Genomic DNA, 20,781 nt, shown 5'->3' with positions numbered 1-20,781 from the left:
ATGCACCATTTTTTACCCCTAACGCTGGCGGGAGCGCAGCCAGAGACAGTACAGGGCGAAGGGCCATCATTTTACTGGCGCTGGCGTGGGGCGGGAATTCTTGAACTGACGCCTTATCAGCCGTGTCGCCGCGCGCTGGTGCTCTCAGCAGGGATTCATGGTAACGAAACCGCGCCGGTAGAAATGGTTGATGCGCTGCTTGCCGGGTTGTTGGCGGGAAGTGTTGTTTTGCGCTGGCGGCTGCTGGTGATTCTGGGCAATCCGCCCGCGCTGCGAAATAACCGGCGTTATATTCACAGCGATATGAATCGCATGTTTGGTGAGCGCTGGCAGCAGTTCTCTCCTTCCGATGAGACGGCCAGAGTCGCGGAGCTTGAACAGGCGATGACGGCGTTTTACCACGTCCAGCCTGCCGACAGCGTGCGCTGGCATCTCGATCTGCATACGGCGATTCGCGGCTCGCATCATTTGCGTTTTGGCGTGCTGCCTGCGCGTGATGCGCCGTGGGATGACAATTTCCTGAACTGGCTTGGGCGCGCAGGCTTGCAGGCGCTGGTGTTTCATCAAACGCCTGGCGGTACCTTCACGCACTACAGCTGTGAACGCTTTGCGGCACTTGCCTGTACGCTGGAACTGGGGAAGGCGCTACCGTTTGGTCACAATGATCTCTCCCGTTTTGCACTCACGCAGCAGCAACTGGGATATTTACTGGCAGGCGAGTGGGGCGGCGGTTCATCAGATACGCCGCTTCGTTATCGTGTTGTGCAGCAAATTACCCGGCGCAGTGAGGCGTTTCACCTCTATATGTCGGCTCAGACGCTGAACTTTACCCCGTTTGCGCGGGGGACACTGCTTGCGGAAGATGGTGATACGCGTTACGTGGTGGAGAGACCCTGTGAATACGTGCTGTTTCCAAACCCTGATGTGGCGTTAGGGCTGCGGGCGGGGCTCATGCTGGAGCGCTGCGGTTAATATGTCTATACCGCTGAGGTAACGCAGCGGTATTATTTTTTTGCTTGTCTATTTAATACGGATTATTCCTATCAAATTGCTTTATTAATCGGCAGTGCTGTTTTATACTTCTCCATATTCCCTTCGTAATCAGTGCGTTGTTTATTCTTGTTGCAACTCTCCATTGTTTTTCCTTAATTCCTTCACAATTGGCGTAAAATTGTTTTTTACACTTTCATTGTTTTACGCACACTCTGATTAATTGACGATAAACCCCGTAAAGTTAATCTCGTCAACACGGCAACGCGCCGTTATAGAAGAACTTCAAAGTAAGGAATTAATGATGAAAAAGATGACTGCACTGTTTGTTGCCTCTACTCTGGCTCTGGGCGCGGCTAACCTGGCACACGCTGCCGATACCTCTACCACGCCAGCCGCACAGCCGGATGGCAAAACCATGATGCATCACCACAAAGGCAAACCGGGTCCGCGTCATCATGAAATGATGATGTTCCAGGGGCTGAATCTGACCGATGCACAGAAACAACAGATCCGCGACATCAAGAAAGCGGAACACGACAAAATGCAGGACAACCGCCGTGCGATGCACGACCTGATCGCCAGCGACAGCTTCGACAAAGCGAAAGCACAGGCGCAGATCGATAAAATGGATACCCAGCGTAAAGAGATGATGCTGTCTCACATGGAAACCCAGAACAAGATCTACAACATTTTAACGCCGGAACAGAAAAAACAGTTTAATGCAAATTTTGAGAAGCGTCTGACAGAACGTCACGCGCCAGAAGGTAAAATGCCGGTACCTGCTGAATAACTCAGCGCACTGACTTAAGACCGCCGGACCTGCTCATACGCTCTCAGAAGCTGTGGGCAAGTCCGGCGGTTTTTCTTTATAGATTCTGAAATAGGGCGGCTCACCTCGCCTCGCGTGTTCGGCAGGAGTACGATGTTTCCATAAGGATACGGAACATCGGGAACTCTGGGTATGGACAAGATGATTGGTTTGCTTTTTTTGCTATTTGCCAGCATCCCTCTCGGCTATGCCAGTGACAGCATTACGCCAAATGAAATGTATGAGCACATTGCTGATTTTGATTCACACGCGAGCTTCAACGCCGATGGCAGCATGGATGTTGAAGAGAAAATTGCGGTGGTTGCTCTTGGGCAAACTATCCGACGCGGCATTTTTCGCACGCTCCCGTTGGCATGGTGGCGTGCCGACGGCAAAGCGTTTTACGTTGATTATCAGATAACCTCTGTAACACGCGATGGTATGATAGAACCTTATTCCGAGGACCGTACGGCCCGCACGTTAACGCTGCGAATTGGTCGGGACGATCAGATTCTGCGCTCTGCTATCCATCACTACACCATCCATTATCGAGTCAAAAATCACTTCAGCCGCTTCCGGGAATGGGATGAGCTCTACTGGAACGTCACCGGCAATGACTGGGCCTGGCCGATTAGCCGCGTCAGTTTTCATCTGCGATTGCCCGACGCTGCGCCAAACCTCAATCAGGACGGGCGAGATACCCGGTTCAGCACCATCGATGTGTATACCGGTCGGCGTGGCGAGAAAGGCAACGCCGCTACCATCCTGGGTGATGGCAGTGTTTTGACCTGGAAGCCACTGGCAGAAGGCGAAGGGTTAACGGTGGCATACACCTGGCCACGCACGGTGCTGGCGAATGCGCCCGACCCAGACGTGTTTTTTCCATGGGTACATTTTTTGCTGCCCGATAGTAAAACGTGGGTGTTATGGCTGCCGTTGCTGCTGCTGGCAAGCTATTTTCTGTGGTGGCGCTGGAAGAATGTCTCTGCCGTTGGCCTGAAAATGCCCGCTGTGGTGCCGTTGCATGAACATCCGGCCACGATGACGGCGGGTTATCTGCGTTTTCTGTGTCAGCGCGTTTATGATGACGTGGTCTTTAGCAGCGACGTGCTGGATTTGGTAGGAAAACGTGCCGTTACGCTGACGGTTCAGAAAAACAACGAACCCAGTGCGTGGGGAAAAATAGGCGACAATGATTTTTCGTTAACCCGCTTAGCGGATGACGGTAGGAAGTTGCTGAATGCCGATGACCGTAGTCTGCTGAGTGTCTTATTCCGCGGCAAACGAAAAAGCCTGAACATCAGCGTGCCGCATCAGGAGCGGATGCAGCAGGCGCGCAACGCGTCAGAGAAACGTTACCGCGACCTTGAAGAGAAACTGTTTTTTAAATGGGGTAAAGCGCTTTGGCGGGGGATCTGGCTTGCGATGCTCATACCTTTACTGTGTGGCATCACGTCTGGCGGTAAGGTTGCGGCCCTGACGTTACCGATAGTCATTGTGGTGGGGGTAGGCATTGCGCTGACCTGTTTTACGCTCTCCTCCCTCTGTCGCCCAGGAGCGCGGCGCAGGATCGGAATAATGGTTTGCCTGATGGTCTCTCCTTTTCTGATAGGGCTTGGAAGTCTTTTTTTCAATGTACTGGTAACGACACCCATTCCCGCCGGCTACTTTGGTGCGGTTTTGCTGGCAGCGCTGATGTGTTTGGTTTTTGCCTGGCGCGCGCCGCGCTACACTCAGCGCGGACTTAACGAGCTGGCGATTGCCAGGGGCCTGAAACGCTATATCAGCGCGGCGGAGAAACATCGCTATGAGACGCTTTTCCCGCCCGATCAACTGCTGACGCATTTTGAAAGTTTGCTGCCGATTGCGTTGGCTTTAGGTGTTGGCAATACCTGGGCAAACACTTTTGCCCGGCATCTGGCCCACACAAGCGCCGTGCCGGGCGTATATAGCCTCGCGGACTGGGACACCATCAGCGACTTTAATCGGTGCTGTCATTCATCCTCAAGCGCAACGCCGAGCGCCAGTGGTGATTCCGGATCATCATCGGGCTCAAGCGGCTCAAGCGGCTCAGGCTCATCCGGCGGCGGTTCTGGCGGCGGTGGAGGAGGAGGTTGGTAAAAAACGCCCCGGCATGACACCGGGGCGGGAAAGTTACTTTTTCCAGAAATCGTCAAACACCGTAATCGGCGGACGGCGTTTATGTTCCGTTTTCACGTACCAGCCTTCGATGATCTTCGCCAGCTCAGGCGCGACGGTTTTGCCTTCCAGATAGTCGTCGATGTTTTCATAAGTCACACCCAGCGCCACTTCGTCGGGCAGAGAAGGGCGATCGTCTTCCAGATCCGCCGTTGGCGCTTTCAGATACAGATGCTCCGGGCAGCCCAGCGCGGCCAGCAGCTGTTTTCCCTGACGCTTATTCAGACGGAAAATAGGGTTAATGTCGGTACCGCCGTCGCCGTACTTGGTGAAGAAGCCCGTCACGGCTTCCGCCGCATGGTCGGTGCCAACCACCACGCCTTTGGTCATCCCGGCGATGCTGTACTGGGCCTTCATGCGTTCACGTGCTTTTTCGTTGCCGCGAACGAAGTCGCTCAATTCAATTCCCGCTTCGCGCAGGGCCTCTTCGCTGGCGAGGACTGCGCCTTTAATATTAACGGTCAGTACGCGATCCGGTTGAATAAAGGCAATCGCATCCTGGCAATCCTGCTCATCGGCCTGTACGCCGAATGGCAGACGCACAGCGATAAATTGCAACTCGTTATCACCACGTTCTTTACGCAGTTCACTGATGGCCTGCTGGCACAGTTTCCCGGCGAGGGTGGAGTCCTGGCCGCCGCTGATGCCTAATACCAGTGATTTAATAAACGGATAGGTTTGCAGATACGATTTCAGGAAATCGACACTGCGGCGGATCTCCTGTTGCACGTCAATCTGTGGTTTTACGCCAAGCGCCTGGATGATTTCCTGCTGTAAACTCATTTACCCCTCCAAAAGATGTTGCCGATACCCATCAGAACAAGACCTTAAAGCTACCTCTTTGAGGCTGAAACGACAAGGCGTGGCGCGCTGAGTGACGTAAATTAGCGCAATTCAGCGACTTACTTTTTTGTCAGCAGAATGTTCTTAAAACCATTCGATTTTCAGCGTAAGGTTGAAAAATAAGATCCTTTATTCCAGGCTTAAACTACACAAAACAACAAAGAGGATGTTTTATGAACAAGTACGTTACAGGATTTCTGGGTGCAGCAGCCGCTCTGAGCATGCTGGCCGGGTGTACGACTTACGATCGCACCAAAGATCAGTTCACCCAGCCGGTGGTAAAAGATGTTAAGAAAGGTATGTCGCGCAGCCAGGTTGCGCAGATTGCAGGTAAGCCATCTTCTGAAGTGAGCATGATTCATGCGCGCGGTACCTGTCAGACCTACATTTTGGGTCAACGTGATGGTAAAACTGAGACTTACTTCGTAGCCCTCGATGATACGGGCCATGTCATGAACTCTGGTTACCAGACCTGTGCCGAGTACGACACCGACCCGCAGTCCGCTAAACAGTAATCGTTCATTTTCCTGAGCACTACGTAAGCCCGACGAACCCGTCGGGCTTTTTTGTGGTTTCTGATGCTTATTTAATTGCGCGAATTATTTTGACCAAAGTGTGAAGGGAATCATAAGGCGAGGTCAATGAGAGACAATTTTGGATGAGGAGGAATTATCCTGGTCTAAAGAGATACCGTATACTCAACTCATAAACAAAAGTGAAACATCTGATGTTGAAATGGGTTCATGGGCGGATGGAACGAAGCCCGATGATGGCAGATTCGATAAGTTGAGGAAGCGTGAATGGAAAAGAAACATATCTATCTTTTTTGCTCTGCAGGGATGTCGACTTCATTACTGGTCTCCAAAATGCGTGCGCAGGCGGAGAAATATGAAGTACCAGTAATTATTGAAGCATTCTCAGAAAGTTTTGCTGCAGAAAAAGGGCCACAGGCTGACGTCGTATTATTAGGGCCACAAATTGCGTATATGAAGGCAGATATTCAAAAATTGCTGCCTACTAAACCGGTAGAGGTTATTGATTCAGCGCTCTACGGTAAAGTCGATGGTTTAGGTGTTCTTAAAGCAGCCGTTGCTGCTATTAAAAAAGCTGCTGCGCAGTAATTTTTTTATTTTTCCCGTCAAAGAGTTATTTCACATTTAACGCCGCAGTTTTAGCTGCGGCCTTTAAGGGTATTTTTCTATGAGTAAAGTGATCAGTTCGCTTGAAAAGGTACTCCTTCCTTTTGCTATTAAAATAGGAAAACAGCCTCACGTTAACGCGATTAAAAATGGTTTTATTCGATTAATGCCATTGACCCTCGCGGGGGCGATGTTTGTCTTAATCAATAACGTTTTTCTGAGCTTTGGTGAGGGTTCCTTTTTCTATTCAATGGGCATTCGCCTCGATGCGTCTACCATTGAGAACCTGAATAGCTTTAAGGCCATCGGCGGTAATGTTTACAACGGTACGTTGGGCATTATGTCACTGATGGCGCCTTTCTTTATTGGTATGGCGCTCGCGGAAGAGCGTAAAGTTGACTCGCTGGCGGCAGGCCTGTTATCCGTTGCAGCCTTTATGACCGTAACGCCATACAGCGTGGGCGAAGCTTATGCTGTCGGTGCAAACTGGCTGGGCGGGGCGAACATTATTTCCGGTATTATTATTGGCCTGGTGGTCGCGGAAATGTTCACCTTTATTGTGCACAAAAACTGGGTTATCCGCCTGCCGGATAGCGTTCCTGCATCCGTCTCCCGTTCTTTCTCGGCGGTTATTCCTGGCTTTATCATCCTCTCTATTATGGGGATCATCTCCTGGGCGCTGACGCACTGGAGCACCAACTTCCACCAGATCATCATGGACGGCATCTCTACACCGCTGGCTTCGATGGGTGCGGTTGTTGGCTGGGCATACGTTATCTTTGTTCCGCTGCTGTGGTTCTTCGGTATCCACGGTTCCCTGGCGCTGACCGCGCTGGACAGCGGCATCATGACGCCGTGGGCGCTGGAAAACATCGCGACTTATCAGCAGTACGGCTCTGTTGCCGCGGCGCTGGAAGCCGGTAAATCGTTCCACGTTTGGGCGAAACCGATGCTCGACTCCTACGTCTTCCTGGGCGGTAGTGGTGCGACTCTGGGCCTGATTATCGCTATCTTTATCGCTTCACGTCGCGCAGATTACCGTTCTGTTGCCAAGCTGGCGCTGCCATCAGGCATCTTCCAGATTAACGAACCGATTCTGTTTGGTCTGCCGATTATCATGAACCCGGTCATGCTGATTCCGTTCGTCCTGGTTCAGCCAATCCTCGCCGCTATTATGATTATCGCGTACTCACTGGGCATCATTCCGCCGATTACCAATATGGCGCCATGGACCATGCCAACCGGCTTAGGCGCCTTCTTCAGTACCAACGGAAGTATCGCCGCGCTGCTGCTGGCGCTCTTCAACCTGGTTATCGCCACGCTTATCTACATGCCATTTGTCATCGTAGCCAACAAAGCGCAAACGGCCATCGAAGAAGAAGAGACCGAAGAAGACATCGCGAATGCACTGAAATTCTGATGACGTGCGGTAGGGGAAACCTTACCGCCATCACTAAAAGGAAAATGTATGTTTGATCTGGACAATATTACAGCAGAACCTGTGCAGGAAAATGACCTCGAAGAAGTGGTGATGGGCCTGATTATTAACTCCGGACAGGCGCGAAGCCTCGCTTATATGGCACTGAAACAGGCCAAGCAAGGCGACTTTGCCACCGCCAAAACGACGATGGAGCAATCGCGCATTGCACTGAGCGAAGCGCACCGTGTGCAGACGCAACTCATCGAAAGCGATGAGGGTGAGGGAAAAATGAAGGTGAGCCTGGTATTAGTTCATGCTCAGGATCATCTTATGACCTCAATGTTGGCCCGCGAGCTGGTTGCCGAATTGATCGAGCTTCACGAGAAGGTACAATAGGTTATCCGTATTATGAGGCAGCCTAAGATGATGACCATGGAAATTAACACCGCACGAGAACAGCAACTGTTTGATGGCCGGAATTTTCATGTCTTTATCTACAATAAAACGGAGAGCGTAAGCGGCCTGCATCAGCATGATTACTATGAGTTCACACTGGTGCTTACGGGCCGCTACTACCAGGAGATTAACGGTAAGCGCGTCCTGCTGGAACGTGGCGACTTTGTCTTCATCCCGTTGGGGTCGCATCATCAGAGCTTCTACGAGTTTGGTGCAACGCGTATCCTCAACGTCGGAATCAGCAAAGATTTCTTCGCCACGCACTATCAGCCGCTGTTGCCATTTTGCCTGGTGGCGTCGCAGGTTTACTCTGTTAAAAGTACTTTTCTCAGCTATATCGAGTCGGTTATTGCTTCGCTACATTTTCGCGAGACTGAATTCGATGAATTTATTGAAGTGGTGGCTTTTTATGTGATTAACCGTCTGCGTCATCATCGTGAAGATCAAGCTCAGGATGTTACACCGCAGTGGTTAAAAACAACCGTCGAAGCCATGCACGATAAAATGAAGTTCGGTGAAGGTGCGCTGGAAAATATGGTTGCGCTCTCCGGGAAGTCTCAGGAGTATTTAACGCGTGCGACCCAGCGCTACTATGGCAAAACACCCATGCAGATTATTAATGATATCCGCATCAACTTTGCCATGAAACAACTGGAAATTACGAACTACTCCGTCACCGATATTGCGTATGAGTCCGGGTACAGCAGCCCAAGTTTGTTTATTAAAACATTCAAGAAGCTGACTTCGTTTACCCCGAGCAATTATCGCAAACGACTGACGGTCATTAAGTAAAAAAATTCACGCACTACGGTATTATCCGTAGTAATGCGACAGCAAATTTAATATCCGCGCTGAATGTGGAGGGTTGACTGCATTTAGCGGGTGGATCACGAGGGAGAAAGTATGAGCCAGAAATTAAAAGTTGTAACCATCGGCGGCGGCAGCAGCTATACACCAGAATTACTGGAAGGTTTTCTCAAACGTTACCATGAATTGCCGGTAAGCGAATTGTGGCTGGTTGATGTTGAAGGCGGTAAAGAAAAGCTGGATATCATTCATGCGCTGTGTGAGCGCATGGTGGAGAAAGCAGGCGTACCGATGAAAGTCTTCAAAACACTCGACCGTCGTGACGCGCTGCGTGATGCCGACTTCGTGACCACCCAGCTGCGTGTTGGCCAGCTGAAAGCGCGTGAAAAAGATGAGCGTATTCCGCTGAGCCACGGCTACCTCGGTCAGGAAACTAACGGCGCAGGCGGCTTGTTCAAAGGTCTGCGTACCATTCCGGTTATTTTTGACATTATTAAAGATGTCCAGGAACTGTGCCCGAATGCGTGGGTGATTAACTTCACTAACCCGGCCGGAATGGTCACCGAAGCGGTGTACCGTCACACCAATTTCAAACGCTTTATCGGCGTGTGTAACATTCCGATTGGCATGAAAATGTTTATCACCGATGTGCTGAATCTTTCCGAAAAGGACGATCTTTCTATCGATCTCTTTGGCCTGAACCACATGGTGTTTATCCGAGATGTGCTGGTGAATGGCAAATCGCGTTTTGCTGAGCTGATTGATGGTGTCGCTTCCGGTACCCTGACGGCCAACTCGGTGAAAAATATCTTCGACCTGCCGTTCAGCGAAGGGTTGATTCGTTCTCTGAACCTGATTCCATGCTCTTACCTGCTTTACTATTTCAAAACCAAAGAGATGCTGGCGATTGAAATGGGCGAGTACTACAAGGGCGGCGCGCGTGCGCAGGTGGTGCAGAAGGTTGAGAAGCAGCTGTTCGAGCTGTACAAGAACCCGGACCTCAACGTCAAACCGAAAGAGCTGGAGCAGCGCGGCGGGGCGTATTACTCCGATGCCGCATGCGAAGTGATCAACGCTATCTACAATGATAAGCAGGCTGAGCACTACGTTAACTTCCCGCATAACGGCCACGTGGATAACATCCCGGCAGACTGGGCGGTTGAAATGACGGCGATTCTGGGCCGCGATGGGGCGAAACCGCACCCACGCCTGACGCACTTTGATGACAAAGTGCTGGGGCTTATCCATACCATTAAAGCCTTTGAAATTCAGGCAAGCCATGCGGCACTGAGTGGGGACATTAACGACGTCGAGCTGGCGATGAACTTAAGCCCGCTGATCGGCTCCGACAAAGACGCGGAGATCCTCGCGCGCGAAATGATCCTCGCGCACGAAGAGTGGTTGCCGAACTTTGCCGCCACGGTGGAGAAGCTGAAAAAGTGACAGGAGGTACGATGGAACGACTGCTGATCGTCAATGCTGATGACTTCGGCCTGAGCAAAGGGCAGAACTACGGCATTATCGATGCCTGTAAAAATGGACTGGTGACCTCAACCACCGCGCTGGTGAACGGCGCGGAGATTGACCATGCGGCTCAACTGAGCCGCCGTACGCCGGAGCTGGCCGTCGGGATGCACTTTGTCCTGACGATGGGCGAACCGATCTCTGAGATGCCGGGGCTGACCCGTGAAGGCAAACTGGGGAAATGGATCTGGCAGATGGCGGAAAACGATACGCTGCCGCTGGACGAAATTGCGCATGAGCTGGCGTGCCAGTTCGATCGTTTCGTCGCCATTTTCGATACTGCGCCAACGCATATTGATAGCCATCACCATGTGCATATGATCCCGCAGATCTACCCGCTGGTGGCAAAGTTTGCTTTAGAGAAGGGCGTGGCGCTGCGTATTGACCGCTCTCTTCCGCAGGCAGAGGGCGCACCGGATGATGTACGCAGTAGCGCTGGATTCAGCAGTGAGTTCTATGGTGATGAGATTTCCGAAGCGTTATTCCTGCAGGTACTGGATAAATCTGTGCAACGCGATGAACCCTCAGTTGAGGTGATGTGCCACCCGGCGTTTGTTGATCAGACAATCATGGGCAGCGCTTACTGCTACCCACGACTGGCTGAGCTGGATGTCCTCACTTCGCCATCGCTGAAATATGCCATTGCGGAACGTGGTTATCGTCTCGGCACCTATCGCGACGTCTGATTCTGCGAGTTGAGAGAATGTTGTGCTTTTCGCCCGGTCATCCGTCACCGGGCTTTTTTTTATGCCGGTATCGCCGCCGTCTTCCCTGCACGTGACCAAACGCGGTGCGCTGCAACCAGGCCGAGCAGATCTTCCACGGTTGATTTGGCAATCGTATCGCCTTCAACAATACCTTCTTCGCCCTGGCTATCGACGTTTAGCAGGCCTTTAAACTGACGCGCATCGCCCGCCAGCAGGATTGGCTTAAGATGTTTGTAGGCTTCCAGCAGGTAGTATTGCGCGTCGCCACTTTTGAGCAGATCGCTGAGATCGCCGCCAGGCACTACTACCGCATCCACCGTCAGCGAAGGCGAACCGGCAAACGTACCGGCGATAGGCAGTTTTGAACCATCATCGGCGGTCACTTCCCCCATACGCGAATAGAGCAGCTTGGCATGCACGCCTTGTGCTTTTAGCCCTTTCAGAAGCGTCAGCACATCAGCAGACGCAGTATTCTGATTAAGCAGAACCGCCACCACACGTCCTTTTACGCCGCCACCGGGGATAGCATACAGGCTGAGGGTGGGATCTTTATCCAGACCGTTCACACCGGCAGGAGGTTGTCGGTTCTGCTGCTCGTCGCTGAGAGTAATGCCTAAATTTTCCGCGACGGCCTGCGCGAGGCGAATATCGACGCTCACGAGTTGATCAACGACACGTTCACGGATCCACTCGCGTGCGACTTTGCTGAGTTCGAAACTAAAGGCATCAATAATGTGCTGCTGCTCAATAGGCGTCTGACTGTTCCAGAAGAGGCGAGGCTGAGCGTAATACTCGCCAAAGGAAGGGCTACGCTCGCGCACTTTATGCCCGTCAACACGCTCCTGATACGATTCGAAACCGCCACGTTTTGGCCCCGGTGGCGTTTCACGCGGCCAGTTATCGTTGATCGAGTTTGGCTCGTAGTTTGCCGGATTGTTGTCAATATCCTGACGATGCATGCCATCGCGCTGGAAATTGTGATACGGGCAGGTTGGGCGGTTGATGGGGATCTCGTGGAAGTTTGGCCCGCCAAGACGGCTGATCTGCGTATCGGTGTAAGAGAACAGACGCCCCTGGAGCAGGGGATCGTTGCTGAAATCCATGCCGGGAACAATATGCCCTGGGTGGAACGCGGCCTGTTCATTCTCGGCGAAGAAGTTATCCGGATTGCGGTTAAGCACCATTTTCCCGACGAGCTGCACCGGGACCAGCTCTTCGGGAATAAGCTTGGTGGGGTCGAGCAGGTCGAAGTCGAATTTGAACTCATCCTCTTCCGGGATCAATTGCAGCCCCAGTTCATATTCCGGATAATCGCCAGCTTCGATGGCTTCCCACAGATCGCGGCGGTGGAAGTCGGGATCGCGGCCCGTAAGTTTCTGCGATTCATCCCACAGCAGAGACGCTTTTCCGGCAACGGGCTTCCAGTGGAAACGTACAAACGTCGCTTTACCCTCGGCATTGATTAAACGGAAGGTATGAATGCCAAAGCCTTCCATGGTGCGATAGCTTCGGGGGATCCCTCGGTCCGACATCGCCCAGAACACATTGTGCAGCGTTTCCGGTTGCAGCGAGACATAGTCCCAGAAGGTATCATGCGCGCTTTGTCCCTGCGGCATCGCCGAATGGGGCTCGGGCTTCACGGCATGCACGAAATCGGGGAATTTCAATGCATCCTGAATAAAGAAGATAGGCGTGTTATTGCCAACCAGGTCAAAAACACCTTCATCGGTATAGAACTTGGTGGCAAAGCCACGGATATCGCGCACGGTGTCAGCAGAACCCGCACCACCTTGTACGGTTGAGAAACGCACGAAAACGGGCGTGATTTTCTCCTTTGAGGAGAGGAAGTCCGCTTTCGTGACATCACTCAGGCTTTTATAAGGCTGAAAATAACCGTGCGCCGCCGAGCCACGGGCGTGGACGATGCGCTCTGGAATGCGTTCATGGTCGAAGTGGGTGATTTTCTCGCGCAGAATAAAATCTTCCAGCAGCGTAGGGCCACGGCTCCCGGCACGCAGAGAATTCTGGTCATCAGCAATACGAACGCCCTGATTAGTGGTCAGCGGGAAGTTTTCACCGCCTTTACGGTGCTTATCAAGCGCTTTAAGTTTCTCATTGCTGTTTTTTGGCGCTTTCAGACTTCCCGGCGCGGTAGGTTCTTCGCCTGGAGCGGTAGGTTTTGGCGTCGGTCGCCAGGAACCGTCCGCAGGCGCCAGGGAATCCAGTCCGGGTTTTGATTCGCTGGAATCGTGGACCGGTGATTGATGGGTTTTGGGTTTATTGTGTTGATCCGACATGCTCATCTCCTGTTTTCATTACTGAAAATTGGCCGATTTTGCGGCAAAACCCCTCTAACTATAGAGCAATATCATGTTTTATCAGGAACTCAGGCTGTTGTTGTGCGGGTAAAAGCGCCATTCCGTCGCCAGAAAACCACGTAAGGCGCGACGGGGCGGGGATAAATCGGCTATTATAGAATTTTCCTGTTTTTGCCCGAGTGATTGAAATAACCGTTTATGAAACCGCTTCGCCAACAAAACCGACAGGTCATCAGCTACATTCCCCGAACCGAACCCGCTCCTCCCGATCACGCTACCAAGGTGGACGGCTATCGTGATGTGTGGCTGCTGCGCGGGAAATATGTGGCGTTTGTGCTGATGGGCAGTGCATTCCGGCGTTCGCAGGCGTTTAGCGTACCGGAGTCTGCACAGCGTTGGGCGGTGCAGATGAAGCAGGAAGGGGATATGAGCGACGAGTGATCGTTAATGCTGAATATAAAAAAACCGCTGATTTATCAGCGGTTTTTTTGTGCCTGAAAGGTCATTAACGATGCGCCAGTTCCGCATCATCCTCACTGTTCAGAATTTCTTTGTCCGTCTGGCGCAGCCATTGGCTGGTCAGGGTACCGGCTGTCATGGAACCACTTACGTTCAGTGCGGTACGACCCATGTCGATCAGCGGCTCAACGGAAATCAGCAGCGCGACCAGCGTGACTGGCAAGCCCATTGCCGGCAGCACAATCAGCGCAGCGAAGGTTGCACCGCCGCCGACGCCTGCCACACCCGCAGAACTCACGGTGACGATACCGACCAGAGTGGCAATCCACAGCGGATCGAGCGGGTTGATGCCAACGGTTGGCGCAACCATAACGGCGAGCATTGCCGGGTAAAGACCCGCACAGCCGTTCTGACCGATCGTCGCGCCGAAAGAGGCGGAGAAGCTGGCGATAGATTCCGGTACACCCAGACGGCGCGTTTGTGCTTCCACGTTCAGCGGGATGGATGCGGCGCTGGAACGGCTGGTGAAGGCGAAAGTGATAACCGGCCACACTTTACGGAAGTATTTCAGCGGGCTGACGCCGTTCACGCCAAGCAACAGGCCGTGTACGGCGAACATGATTGCCAGACCGATGTAAGAGGCTACCACGAAGCTGCCGAGTTTGATGATGTCCTGCAGGTTAGAACCGGCCACGACTTTGGTCATCAGCGCCAGCACGCCGTATGGCGTCAGTTGCATGACCAGGCGAACCAGTTTCATCACCCAGCTTTGCAGCGTGTCGATTGCCGCGATAACGCGCAGGCCTTTCGGTTCATCATCTTTCAGCAGTTTCAGCGCCGCAACACCCAGGAACGCGGCGAAGATGACGATGCTGATGATAGAGGTTGGGTTCGCGCCGGTCAGATCGGCAAACGGATTTTTTGGCACGAAGGAGAGCAACAGCTGCGGCACGTTCAGGTCAGCAACCTTGCCAGCATAGTTGCTGTGAATGGCATCGAGGCGCGCGGTTTCAGCAGTACCCTGGACCAAACCTTCCGCCGTCAGGCCAAACAGATTGGTGACCAGCACGCCGACCAGTGCCGCAATCAACGTAGTGAACAGCAGCGTACCGATGGTCAGGAAGCTGATTTTACCCAGTTGTGATGCGTTATGCAGACGGGCTACGGCGCTCAGAATCGAGGCGAAAACCAGCGGCATGACGATCATTTGCAGCAGTTGCACGTAGCCGTTACCGACGACATTGAACCACTGAATAGAATCTTTAAGAATCTGGCTGTCGGAACCATAGATAAATTGTAGCGCGAGGCCAAACACGACCCCCATCACCAGACCGACCAGTACTTTTTTTGCCAGACTCCACTGTTTGTGACGCGTTTGCGCCAGCAGCAACAGCAGTGCCGCGAACACGATAACGTTCGCGATTAATGGAAAGTTCATCCCCGTTCTCCTGATTTCATTATATAGCCAGCCTCACCGGGCTGGTCAGATGTGAAAAGGGTAACAGAACTGGGAATTGTCGCTTATATCCAAATGGAATGGATTATGACAAAAGTGATAGTTTTGTGCGGTTATTGTTCGATCTGGTGATTTATAAAGCGATTGAAGGTCATTTGCAGAGAATTAATCATCCCTGAAGACCAGCGTACGGCGCTGTTTTCCGGCAAAGACTGCGGCATCCAGACGGCATAAGCGAACAGCGCCATGCACAGAAAACGTTCCAGTTGATTACCCTTTTGTGGCGCGAGTATCGGCAAACGAAAACGCCAGCGGCATGGCCATAACAGCGGCACACCCGCAGGGGTGAGCATGTCGGCCAGGATATGGCTGAGGTAGCCCAGCACCATTCCCTGAAGCGCGTCGGCGGGAACAAACCAGCTGTCCGGCACTTTAAGATAGAAAACCGTGAGCAGGGCGAAAACGGCCAGTAAACTGTGGGTGAATCCGCGATGGCCAAATGCGCGGGCCACAGGTTTCGACAGCCAGCTTAGCCGCTGACCCAGAAACGATTTCGGGTGATCGATATCCGGTAGCAGGCAGGTCAGCACCGCTGACGGCACAATATGCCACCAGTCGCCTTGCGCCAGCACAGGCGTAAGCTCGGCATTTTTAGCAAATACCGCACAGGCGATGGAAAAGAGCAGGTGGCCTTCCGCCGTCATGATAAAACCCGAGAAAACTGTCAATTCATACAGTATAGGGTTTTTATACAGTAGGCGGAAGAGGTTACGGTGTAACTCTTTGTTAAAAAATTAACGCGCCAGCCAGCCGCCGTCCACTGCCAGCGTATAGCCGTTGATATAGTCAGACGCGGAAGACGCGAGGAATACTGCCGGGCCTTTTAAATCTTCAGGCGAACCCCAGCGCCCGGCGGGAATACGGTCGAGAATTTCTTTGCTGCGTTCAGCGTCATCACGCAGTTGCTGCGTATTGTTGGTCGCCATATAACCCGGCGCAATCGCGTTAACGTTGATGTTATGCTGCGCCCATTCGTTAGCCAGCAGACGCGTAATGCCCAGCACGCCGCTTTTAGACGCGGTATAAGACGGTACGCGGATCCCGCCCTGGAAGGAGAGCATCGAGGCAATATTAATAATTTTCCCGCCTCCGCCCTGATGCAGAAACTGTTTCGCCACCGCCTGAGAGAGGAAAAATACCGACTTCAGATTCAGGTTAATCACGTCATCCCAGTTCTTTTCGCTAAAAGAGAGCGCATCTTCCCGACGGATGGTTCCGGCGTTGTTTACCAGAATATCAATGTGGCCCATCGCCGCGACCGCCTTCGTCACGATATCCGTAATCGCATCCTGACGGCTGAGGTCCGCCTGAATAGCGGTGAACCGGCGTCCGAGGGCCTGTACTTTGGCGGATGTTTCTTCGGGTATTTTGCGGCTGACGCTAATGATATCGCAGCCCGCTTCCGCGAGCCCCAAAGCCATTCCTTGTCCCAAACCCGTATCGCACCCGGTGACAAGCGCAACTTTACCGTTCAGGTTGAAGGCGTTCAGTATCATAGTGACCTCTGTATGCTGTTATTGTCGTTATGGCTGATCCACACGACAAGCATAGAAGGGCGTGATGAAAAACTCAAACTAAAATGAAACGATGTTTCAATAATTTGACGAGCGTTGGATTTGCGGACAACCAGACGTTGCCCGCGAAAGGTGTTAACCGCGAAGATCGCTCAGCGTTAAATCGGCTAAGGAGTGCAGTTTCACGTTGGCCAGCACGAAGCGAGGATCGTTTTGTCCTTCCTCTGCGGGCACCACTACCGAGCGCATACGCGCGGCTTTGCTGGCAATCATGCCGTTAACTGAATCTTCCAGCGCCACGCAGGTGAGCGGATCGACGCCCAGTTTCGCGGCGCAGTCGAGGTAAACCTGCGGATGCGGCTTGCTGTAGGGCAGTTTTTCCGCCGATGCCAGCGCGTCGAACTGGTCGCGCAGCTCAAACATAGTCAGCACTTTTTCCAGCATATGCAGCGGAGAGGCCGACGCGAGTCCGACCTTCAGGCCGTTTGCTTTGCACAGGGCGACGGCTTCACGCACACCCGGCAGCAGCGGGCGGGTTTCTTCCACCAGACTGATAGCGCGTTCGATAATGCGCGCAGTGACATCTTGACGGCTCGGCCCGTTCCATGGCTGCTGGGCAAACCACAGATCCACCACCATATCGATGCGCAGACCCAGGGTATCCGGCAGTTCGCTGCGGCGGGAAATATCAACGCCAAGGCTCGCAATGACCTCCAGTTCGGCACGATCCCACAGTGGCTCGGAATCGATCAGTAATCCATCCATATCAAAAATAGCGGCGAGTATCTGGCGCTCTGCTGACATAACAACCTCTCTGTTGAGTAACTTAGGCGATGAATGCCGTTTAATATGGTATATCATATCGCGCGTAAAGTCGGGAAAAATGGCTGCCAGCAGGTAGACTGATAGGATATAGCCTGACAAAAAGACGTCTGAACAAGGGGAACCCATGACGTATCAACAAGCGGGACGCATCGCGATTCTCAAACGTATTTTAGGCTGGGTGATTTTCATTCCTGCGCTCATTTCAACGCTAATCTCGGTACTGAAATTTATGTACGATCACAGCGAAAAGCAGCCGGGCATCGATGCGGTGATGATGGATTTCGCGCACGTGATGATCGAGATGATGCGTTTCAACACGCCGTTCCTGAATTTCTTCTGGTATAACTCGCCGACGCCAAATTTCCAGCAGGGGCTGAACGTGATGTTCTGGGTGATTTTCGCGCTGGTCTTCATTGCGCTGGCCTTGCAGGACTCTGGCGCGCGCATGAGTCGCCAGGCGAAGTTTCTGCGTGAAGGCGTTAACGATCAAATGATCCTGGAAAAAGCGAAGGGCGAAGAGGGAATGACGCGCGAGGCGCTGGAAGCGAAAATTAAGGTGCCGCATAACACCATCTTCCTGCAAATTTTTCCGCTTTATATCCTGCCGATTGTGGTGATCGTAATAGGTTATTTCTTCTTTAAAGTACTCGGTTTTATCTAACGTTTTTTGGCGCCCGGTGAATGGCCGGGCGTCGTCTTAGTCGGCAGGGATCGCGCGCGGCTTGCCGGAAGGATCAACCGCCACATAGATAAACAGCGCTTCAGTGGCTTTATAACGCTGGCCAATCGGCTCAGACGACACCTTCTTAACCCACACTTCAATATTCACCGTAATCGACGTATTGCCTTTTTTTACACAGCGCGCATAGCAGCAGACAACATCGCCCACGGCGACTGGACGCAGGAAAGTCATGCCGTCAACCCGTACGGTGACCACACGGCCATGAGCAATCTCTTTTGCCAGAATTGCGCCGCCAATATCCATTTGTGACATTAACCAGCCGCCGAAGATGTCTCCGTTGGCGTTGGTATCCGCTGGCATGGCGAGCGTGCGTAAAACCAGTTCACCCTGCGGGGCGTCATTTTTCAGTGTCATTATAATCCCTGTGCTTATTCAAAAGACGTCGGGCGGGATGCTACTACGAAATGGGCAAGGAGAATAGTGAAACGCGCGTCAGACGGGGCTCACGGGAGAAAAAACGTGCAATCTTAAGATAGTACATCGTGCTGAAGCCCGGGAAAATATTCGCAATTGCCGATGATAAAAATGCAGGTGAGACTAAACTAAAATTGTAGCAATAGTCTGGGCGGGAGATTGAACATGTATACGCCACTCGTCGCTATTATTTTTATCCTCCTGACTGCGCAGGCGCTCATTGAGATGGGTGTTATTCATCAATGAATTGCCTCAAGGGTTCCCCGGTGATGACAATAAAAAAGGCACACAATAAATGCTGTGTGCCTGTTTGTGTGTCCGGAAGAAGACGGTGTTACTTGTCTTCCTGAAGAATATGTTTTTGCTTTGTTTCAGTTAACGGTGTTTTATTGCAGTTTATTCTTACCACCTCTGAACCGCATCACGTCTGCCTTTCTTATTTATAATGTTTGAACGTGTTTTATTTAGGGTGATTGCAATTTATCAGATTTGTGTACACTAGTGCGTACATTGCTTAGGAGTGTACACGGTGCTCACTGATACCAAATTGCGAAAGGCGCTTGGAAAGCGCAGGGAGAAGGTCGAAGTTCTCTCAGACTCAAACGGCCTCAATGTAAGGTTAAGCATAACGGGTGGCGTAACTTTCTTCTACCGTTATCGGTGGCAAAGTAAACCAGTGCAGTTGAGTATTGGTGATTACCCGGCTGTTTCTCTTTCTCAGGCGCGAGACCGTAGGCAGCAATTCCGAACCTGGCTAAGTGAAGGTTTTGACCCTCGCCAGAAAGTGCTGGTCGAAAAAAACGAAAGACTTGAAGCATTGACCGTTGATGATGCATATGAGTACTGGGTTAACCATTACTGTATCCCTGAAGGGATAATCAAGATTGATGCGAATGGTAAAAGCTTTAACAAACACATCAGCCCGTGCATCGGTAAGGCCATTGTTGATCAAACCTCGAAAGCGAACTGGCTGGAGGTGTTCGACAAAATGGGCAGGACAGTTATTGCCGGTGAAATGCTTTCCCTTACCAAGCGAGCTCTTCGGTTCTGCCACAACAGGGGCGTAATTAAAAACAACCCTCTGGAGTCGCTCAGACGTTCCGATGTGGGGTTGGCTTCCAAAATGAAAGAGAGGAGACTGGCAGACGATGAGATAAAAATTGTCTGGGATGCCTTATTCTCAATGCCACCGTCACAGCAACTTGTTATCCGGTTTATGCTTCTTACTGGCTGCCGCGCCGCAGAGATCAGAAAATCAAAGTGGGAATGGTTTGATTTGAACGATAAGACATGGACCGTACCGGCTGAAGATTATAAGACCGGACGTACCATAAGGCGCGCTCTTCCCGACGTGGCGATCCGTTTATTGAAAGAGCATAAGAGGGGATCCGCAACTAAGCATGTTTTAACACCTGCTCAGTTCAGGGATAAAGAGGATGTACCACCAGGCCAGACGCTGGTATCAACGTATTCAGCCCAGGTGATAAGAAAGACGGGAATGAAGGAGTGGTCACTGCATGACCTGCGTAGGACCGTGGCAACCCGATTATCAGAACTTGGTGCGCCACCGCATGTCATTGAAAAACTGCTGGGTCATCAAATGTCAGGAGTGATGGCCAGATACAACCTTCATGACTATATGGGCGATCAGCATGAGTGGTTAACTATCTGGCAGCATCACCTGCAGGACATTATTGGTTATCCGCTTTAGAAGCATTGACCTGATCTTCCCATGATGCGATTTCAGATTCCCGCCAGCGCTTAGGGTTGCCGGGAATCGTTGGTTTAGGGAAAGGGCAGGTGAAGCTCGAAGGCATGCGCGCCGGTGTACTCCAAAAGTACAGCGTACTCCGGGAAATTTTGTATCGAGCCAGGATGTCACTGGTAAACAAGATGCCGTCATTCATTATTCTTTACTCCAGGCAAAAAGAAGCCCGGCGTACCGGGCAAAAGGGATAACGGAGCAGTGCTTTCGCACCCAATAGCCAGCTCATAACTGGCTATCAGTTGCGTCATTCGGTGAGAAATTCGACCTTTTTCATAATTGCTTCTGCTTCCTGCGGCTCAACATGATCATGCCACTCGGACTCCTCCAGC

At 52.0% G+C, this 20,781-nt stretch carries 21 protein-coding genes; 13 read left to right on the top strand and 8 right to left on the bottom strand.

The window, feature by feature from the left end:
- The 3 genes from astE to ACWWFX_RS15015 all read left to right on the top strand — a co-directional run bounded on the left by astE (nucleotide 1) and on the right by ACWWFX_RS15015 (nucleotide 3,922).
- Nucleotides 1–972, top strand: coding sequence for a succinylglutamate desuccinylase (gene astE / locus ACWWFX_RS15025; protein ID WP_473224148.1), 972 nt, complete (start codon nucleotides 1–3; stop codon nucleotides 970–972).
- Between the two features lie 319 nt (nucleotides 973–1,291).
- Entirely contained in the window at nucleotides 1,292–1,783 is a 492-nt protein-coding gene (gene spy / locus ACWWFX_RS15020) for an ATP-independent periplasmic protein-refolding chaperone Spy (RefSeq protein ID WP_188016895.1), read from the top strand.
- A 171-nt stretch (nucleotides 1,784–1,954) separates the two neighbouring features.
- Nucleotides 1,955–3,922: a DUF2207 domain-containing protein gene (locus ACWWFX_RS15015; RefSeq protein ID WP_473224147.1), complete on the top strand. Its 1,968-nt coding sequence runs from the start codon at nucleotides 1,955–1,957 to the stop codon at nucleotides 3,920–3,922.
- Nucleotides 3,923–3,955: 33 nt separating this feature from the next.
- Here the strand turns inward: ACWWFX_RS15015 and nadE are convergent, their stop codons facing one another.
- Nucleotides 3,956–4,783: an ammonia-dependent NAD(+) synthetase gene (gene nadE, locus ACWWFX_RS15010; protein ID WP_276223374.1), complete on the bottom strand. Its 828-nt coding sequence runs from the start codon at nucleotides 4,781–4,783 to the stop codon at nucleotides 3,956–3,958.
- Nucleotides 4,784–5,016: 233 nt separating this feature from the next.
- Between nadE and osmE the strand changes: the two genes are divergently transcribed.
- The 7 genes from osmE (at nucleotide 5,017) to chbG (ending at nucleotide 10,875) form a co-directional block, all read left to right on the top strand.
- Nucleotides 5,017–5,358, top strand: coding sequence for an osmotically-inducible lipoprotein OsmE (gene osmE / locus ACWWFX_RS15005; RefSeq protein WP_473224146.1), 342 nt, complete (start codon nucleotides 5,017–5,019; stop codon nucleotides 5,356–5,358).
- 285 nt (nucleotides 5,359–5,643) lie between these two features.
- The gene (locus tag ACWWFX_RS15000; protein WP_015964752.1) at nucleotides 5,644–5,964 is read left to right on the top strand and encodes a PTS sugar transporter subunit IIB; all 321 of its coding nucleotides are present in this window, start codon (nucleotides 5,644–5,646) and stop codon (nucleotides 5,962–5,964) included.
- A gap of 79 nt (nucleotides 5,965–6,043) precedes the next feature.
- Nucleotides 6,044–7,402: a PTS N,N'-diacetylchitobiose transporter subunit IIC gene (gene chbC / locus ACWWFX_RS14995; RefSeq protein WP_473224145.1), complete on the top strand. Its 1,359-nt coding sequence runs from the start codon at nucleotides 6,044–6,046 to the stop codon at nucleotides 7,400–7,402.
- 48 nt (nucleotides 7,403–7,450) lie between these two features.
- A complete protein-coding gene (gene chbA / locus ACWWFX_RS14990) occupies nucleotides 7,451–7,798 on the top strand; it encodes a PTS N,N'-diacetylchitobiose transporter subunit IIA (RefSeq protein WP_276223366.1) in 348 nt (115 codons plus the stop codon).
- A gap of 12 nt (nucleotides 7,799–7,810) precedes the next feature.
- The gene (gene chbR, locus ACWWFX_RS14985) at nucleotides 7,811–8,650 is read left to right on the top strand and encodes a transcriptional regulator ChbR (RefSeq protein ID WP_255475680.1); all 840 of its coding nucleotides are present in this window, start codon (nucleotides 7,811–7,813) and stop codon (nucleotides 8,648–8,650) included.
- A gap of 111 nt (nucleotides 8,651–8,761) precedes the next feature.
- Nucleotides 8,762–10,108 (top strand): 6-phospho-beta-glucosidase, encoded by a 1,347-nt coding sequence (locus tag ACWWFX_RS14980; protein ID WP_276223364.1) that lies wholly within the window; start codon nucleotides 8,762–8,764, stop codon nucleotides 10,106–10,108.
- A gap of 11 nt (nucleotides 10,109–10,119) precedes the next feature.
- Complete coding sequence (gene chbG / locus ACWWFX_RS14975; RefSeq protein WP_473224144.1) at nucleotides 10,120–10,875, top strand: chitin disaccharide deacetylase; 756 nt, start codon at nucleotides 10,120–10,122, stop codon at nucleotides 10,873–10,875.
- A gap of 59 nt (nucleotides 10,876–10,934) precedes the next feature.
- Here the strand turns inward: chbG and katE are convergent, their stop codons facing one another.
- Nucleotides 10,935–13,193, bottom strand: a complete 2,259-nt coding sequence (gene katE / locus ACWWFX_RS14970) for a catalase HPII (protein WP_473224143.1) — start codon at nucleotides 13,191–13,193, stop codon at nucleotides 10,935–10,937.
- Between the two features lie 219 nt (nucleotides 13,194–13,412).
- On the opposite strand from katE, the gene cedA reads away from it, so the two are divergent.
- Nucleotides 13,413–13,655 (top strand): cell division activator CedA, encoded by a 243-nt coding sequence (cedA, locus tag ACWWFX_RS14965; RefSeq protein WP_276223357.1) that lies wholly within the window; start codon nucleotides 13,413–13,415, stop codon nucleotides 13,653–13,655.
- 64 nt (nucleotides 13,656–13,719) lie between these two features.
- Here cedA and ACWWFX_RS14960 read toward each other — a convergent pair whose 3' ends face one another.
- From ACWWFX_RS14960 to hxpB, 4 genes are all read right to left on the bottom strand, one after another.
- Entirely contained in the window at nucleotides 13,720–15,111 is a 1,392-nt protein-coding gene (locus tag ACWWFX_RS14960) for an L-cystine transporter (RefSeq protein WP_015964744.1), read from the bottom strand.
- A gap of 131 nt (nucleotides 15,112–15,242) precedes the next feature.
- Nucleotides 15,243–15,833 carry a metal-dependent hydrolase gene (locus ACWWFX_RS14955; protein WP_231827526.1) on the bottom strand — a complete coding sequence of 197 codons (591 nt, stop codon included), beginning with the start codon at nucleotides 15,831–15,833 and terminating at the stop codon, nucleotides 15,243–15,245.
- 90 nt (nucleotides 15,834–15,923) lie between these two features.
- The gene (gene kduD / locus ACWWFX_RS14950; protein ID WP_276223353.1) at nucleotides 15,924–16,685 is read right to left on the bottom strand and encodes a 2-dehydro-3-deoxy-D-gluconate 5-dehydrogenase KduD; all 762 of its coding nucleotides are present in this window, start codon (nucleotides 16,683–16,685) and stop codon (nucleotides 15,924–15,926) included.
- 153 nt (nucleotides 16,686–16,838) lie between these two features.
- The gene (gene hxpB, locus ACWWFX_RS14945) at nucleotides 16,839–17,507 is read right to left on the bottom strand and encodes a hexitol phosphatase HxpB (RefSeq protein ID WP_456145427.1); all 669 of its coding nucleotides are present in this window, start codon (nucleotides 17,505–17,507) and stop codon (nucleotides 16,839–16,841) included.
- Between the two features lie 145 nt (nucleotides 17,508–17,652).
- On the opposite strand from hxpB, the gene ACWWFX_RS14940 reads away from it, so the two are divergent.
- Nucleotides 17,653–18,189 carry a YniB family protein gene (locus ACWWFX_RS14940; RefSeq protein ID WP_149464588.1) on the top strand — a complete coding sequence of 179 codons (537 nt, stop codon included), beginning with the start codon at nucleotides 17,653–17,655 and terminating at the stop codon, nucleotides 18,187–18,189.
- A gap of 36 nt (nucleotides 18,190–18,225) precedes the next feature.
- Here ACWWFX_RS14940 and yciA read toward each other — a convergent pair whose 3' ends face one another.
- Nucleotides 18,226–18,624: an acyl-CoA thioester hydrolase YciA gene (gene yciA, locus ACWWFX_RS14935; protein ID WP_015964739.1), complete on the bottom strand. Its 399-nt coding sequence runs from the start codon at nucleotides 18,622–18,624 to the stop codon at nucleotides 18,226–18,228.
- A 589-nt stretch (nucleotides 18,625–19,213) separates the two neighbouring features.
- Here yciA and ACWWFX_RS14930 point away from each other — a divergent pair.
- Nucleotides 19,214–20,395 (top strand): tyrosine-type recombinase/integrase, encoded by a 1,182-nt coding sequence (locus ACWWFX_RS14930; RefSeq protein WP_473224142.1) that lies wholly within the window; start codon nucleotides 19,214–19,216, stop codon nucleotides 20,393–20,395.
- Here the strand turns inward: ACWWFX_RS14930 and ACWWFX_RS14925 are convergent.
- Nucleotides 20,376–20,591: a helix-turn-helix transcriptional regulator gene (locus ACWWFX_RS14925; RefSeq protein ID WP_001514144.1), complete on the bottom strand. Its 216-nt coding sequence runs from the start codon at nucleotides 20,589–20,591 to the stop codon at nucleotides 20,376–20,378. The genes ACWWFX_RS14930 and ACWWFX_RS14925 overlap by 20 nt on opposite strands.
- Nucleotides 20,592–20,781: the final 190 nt, after the last annotated feature.

The sequence above is a fragment of the Pseudocitrobacter sp. 2023LY-00077 genome, from assembly GCF_055796175.1.
The sequence above is the reverse complement of the archived record's forward strand: the minus strand, read 5'-3'. Positions and strand labels throughout refer to the sequence as shown.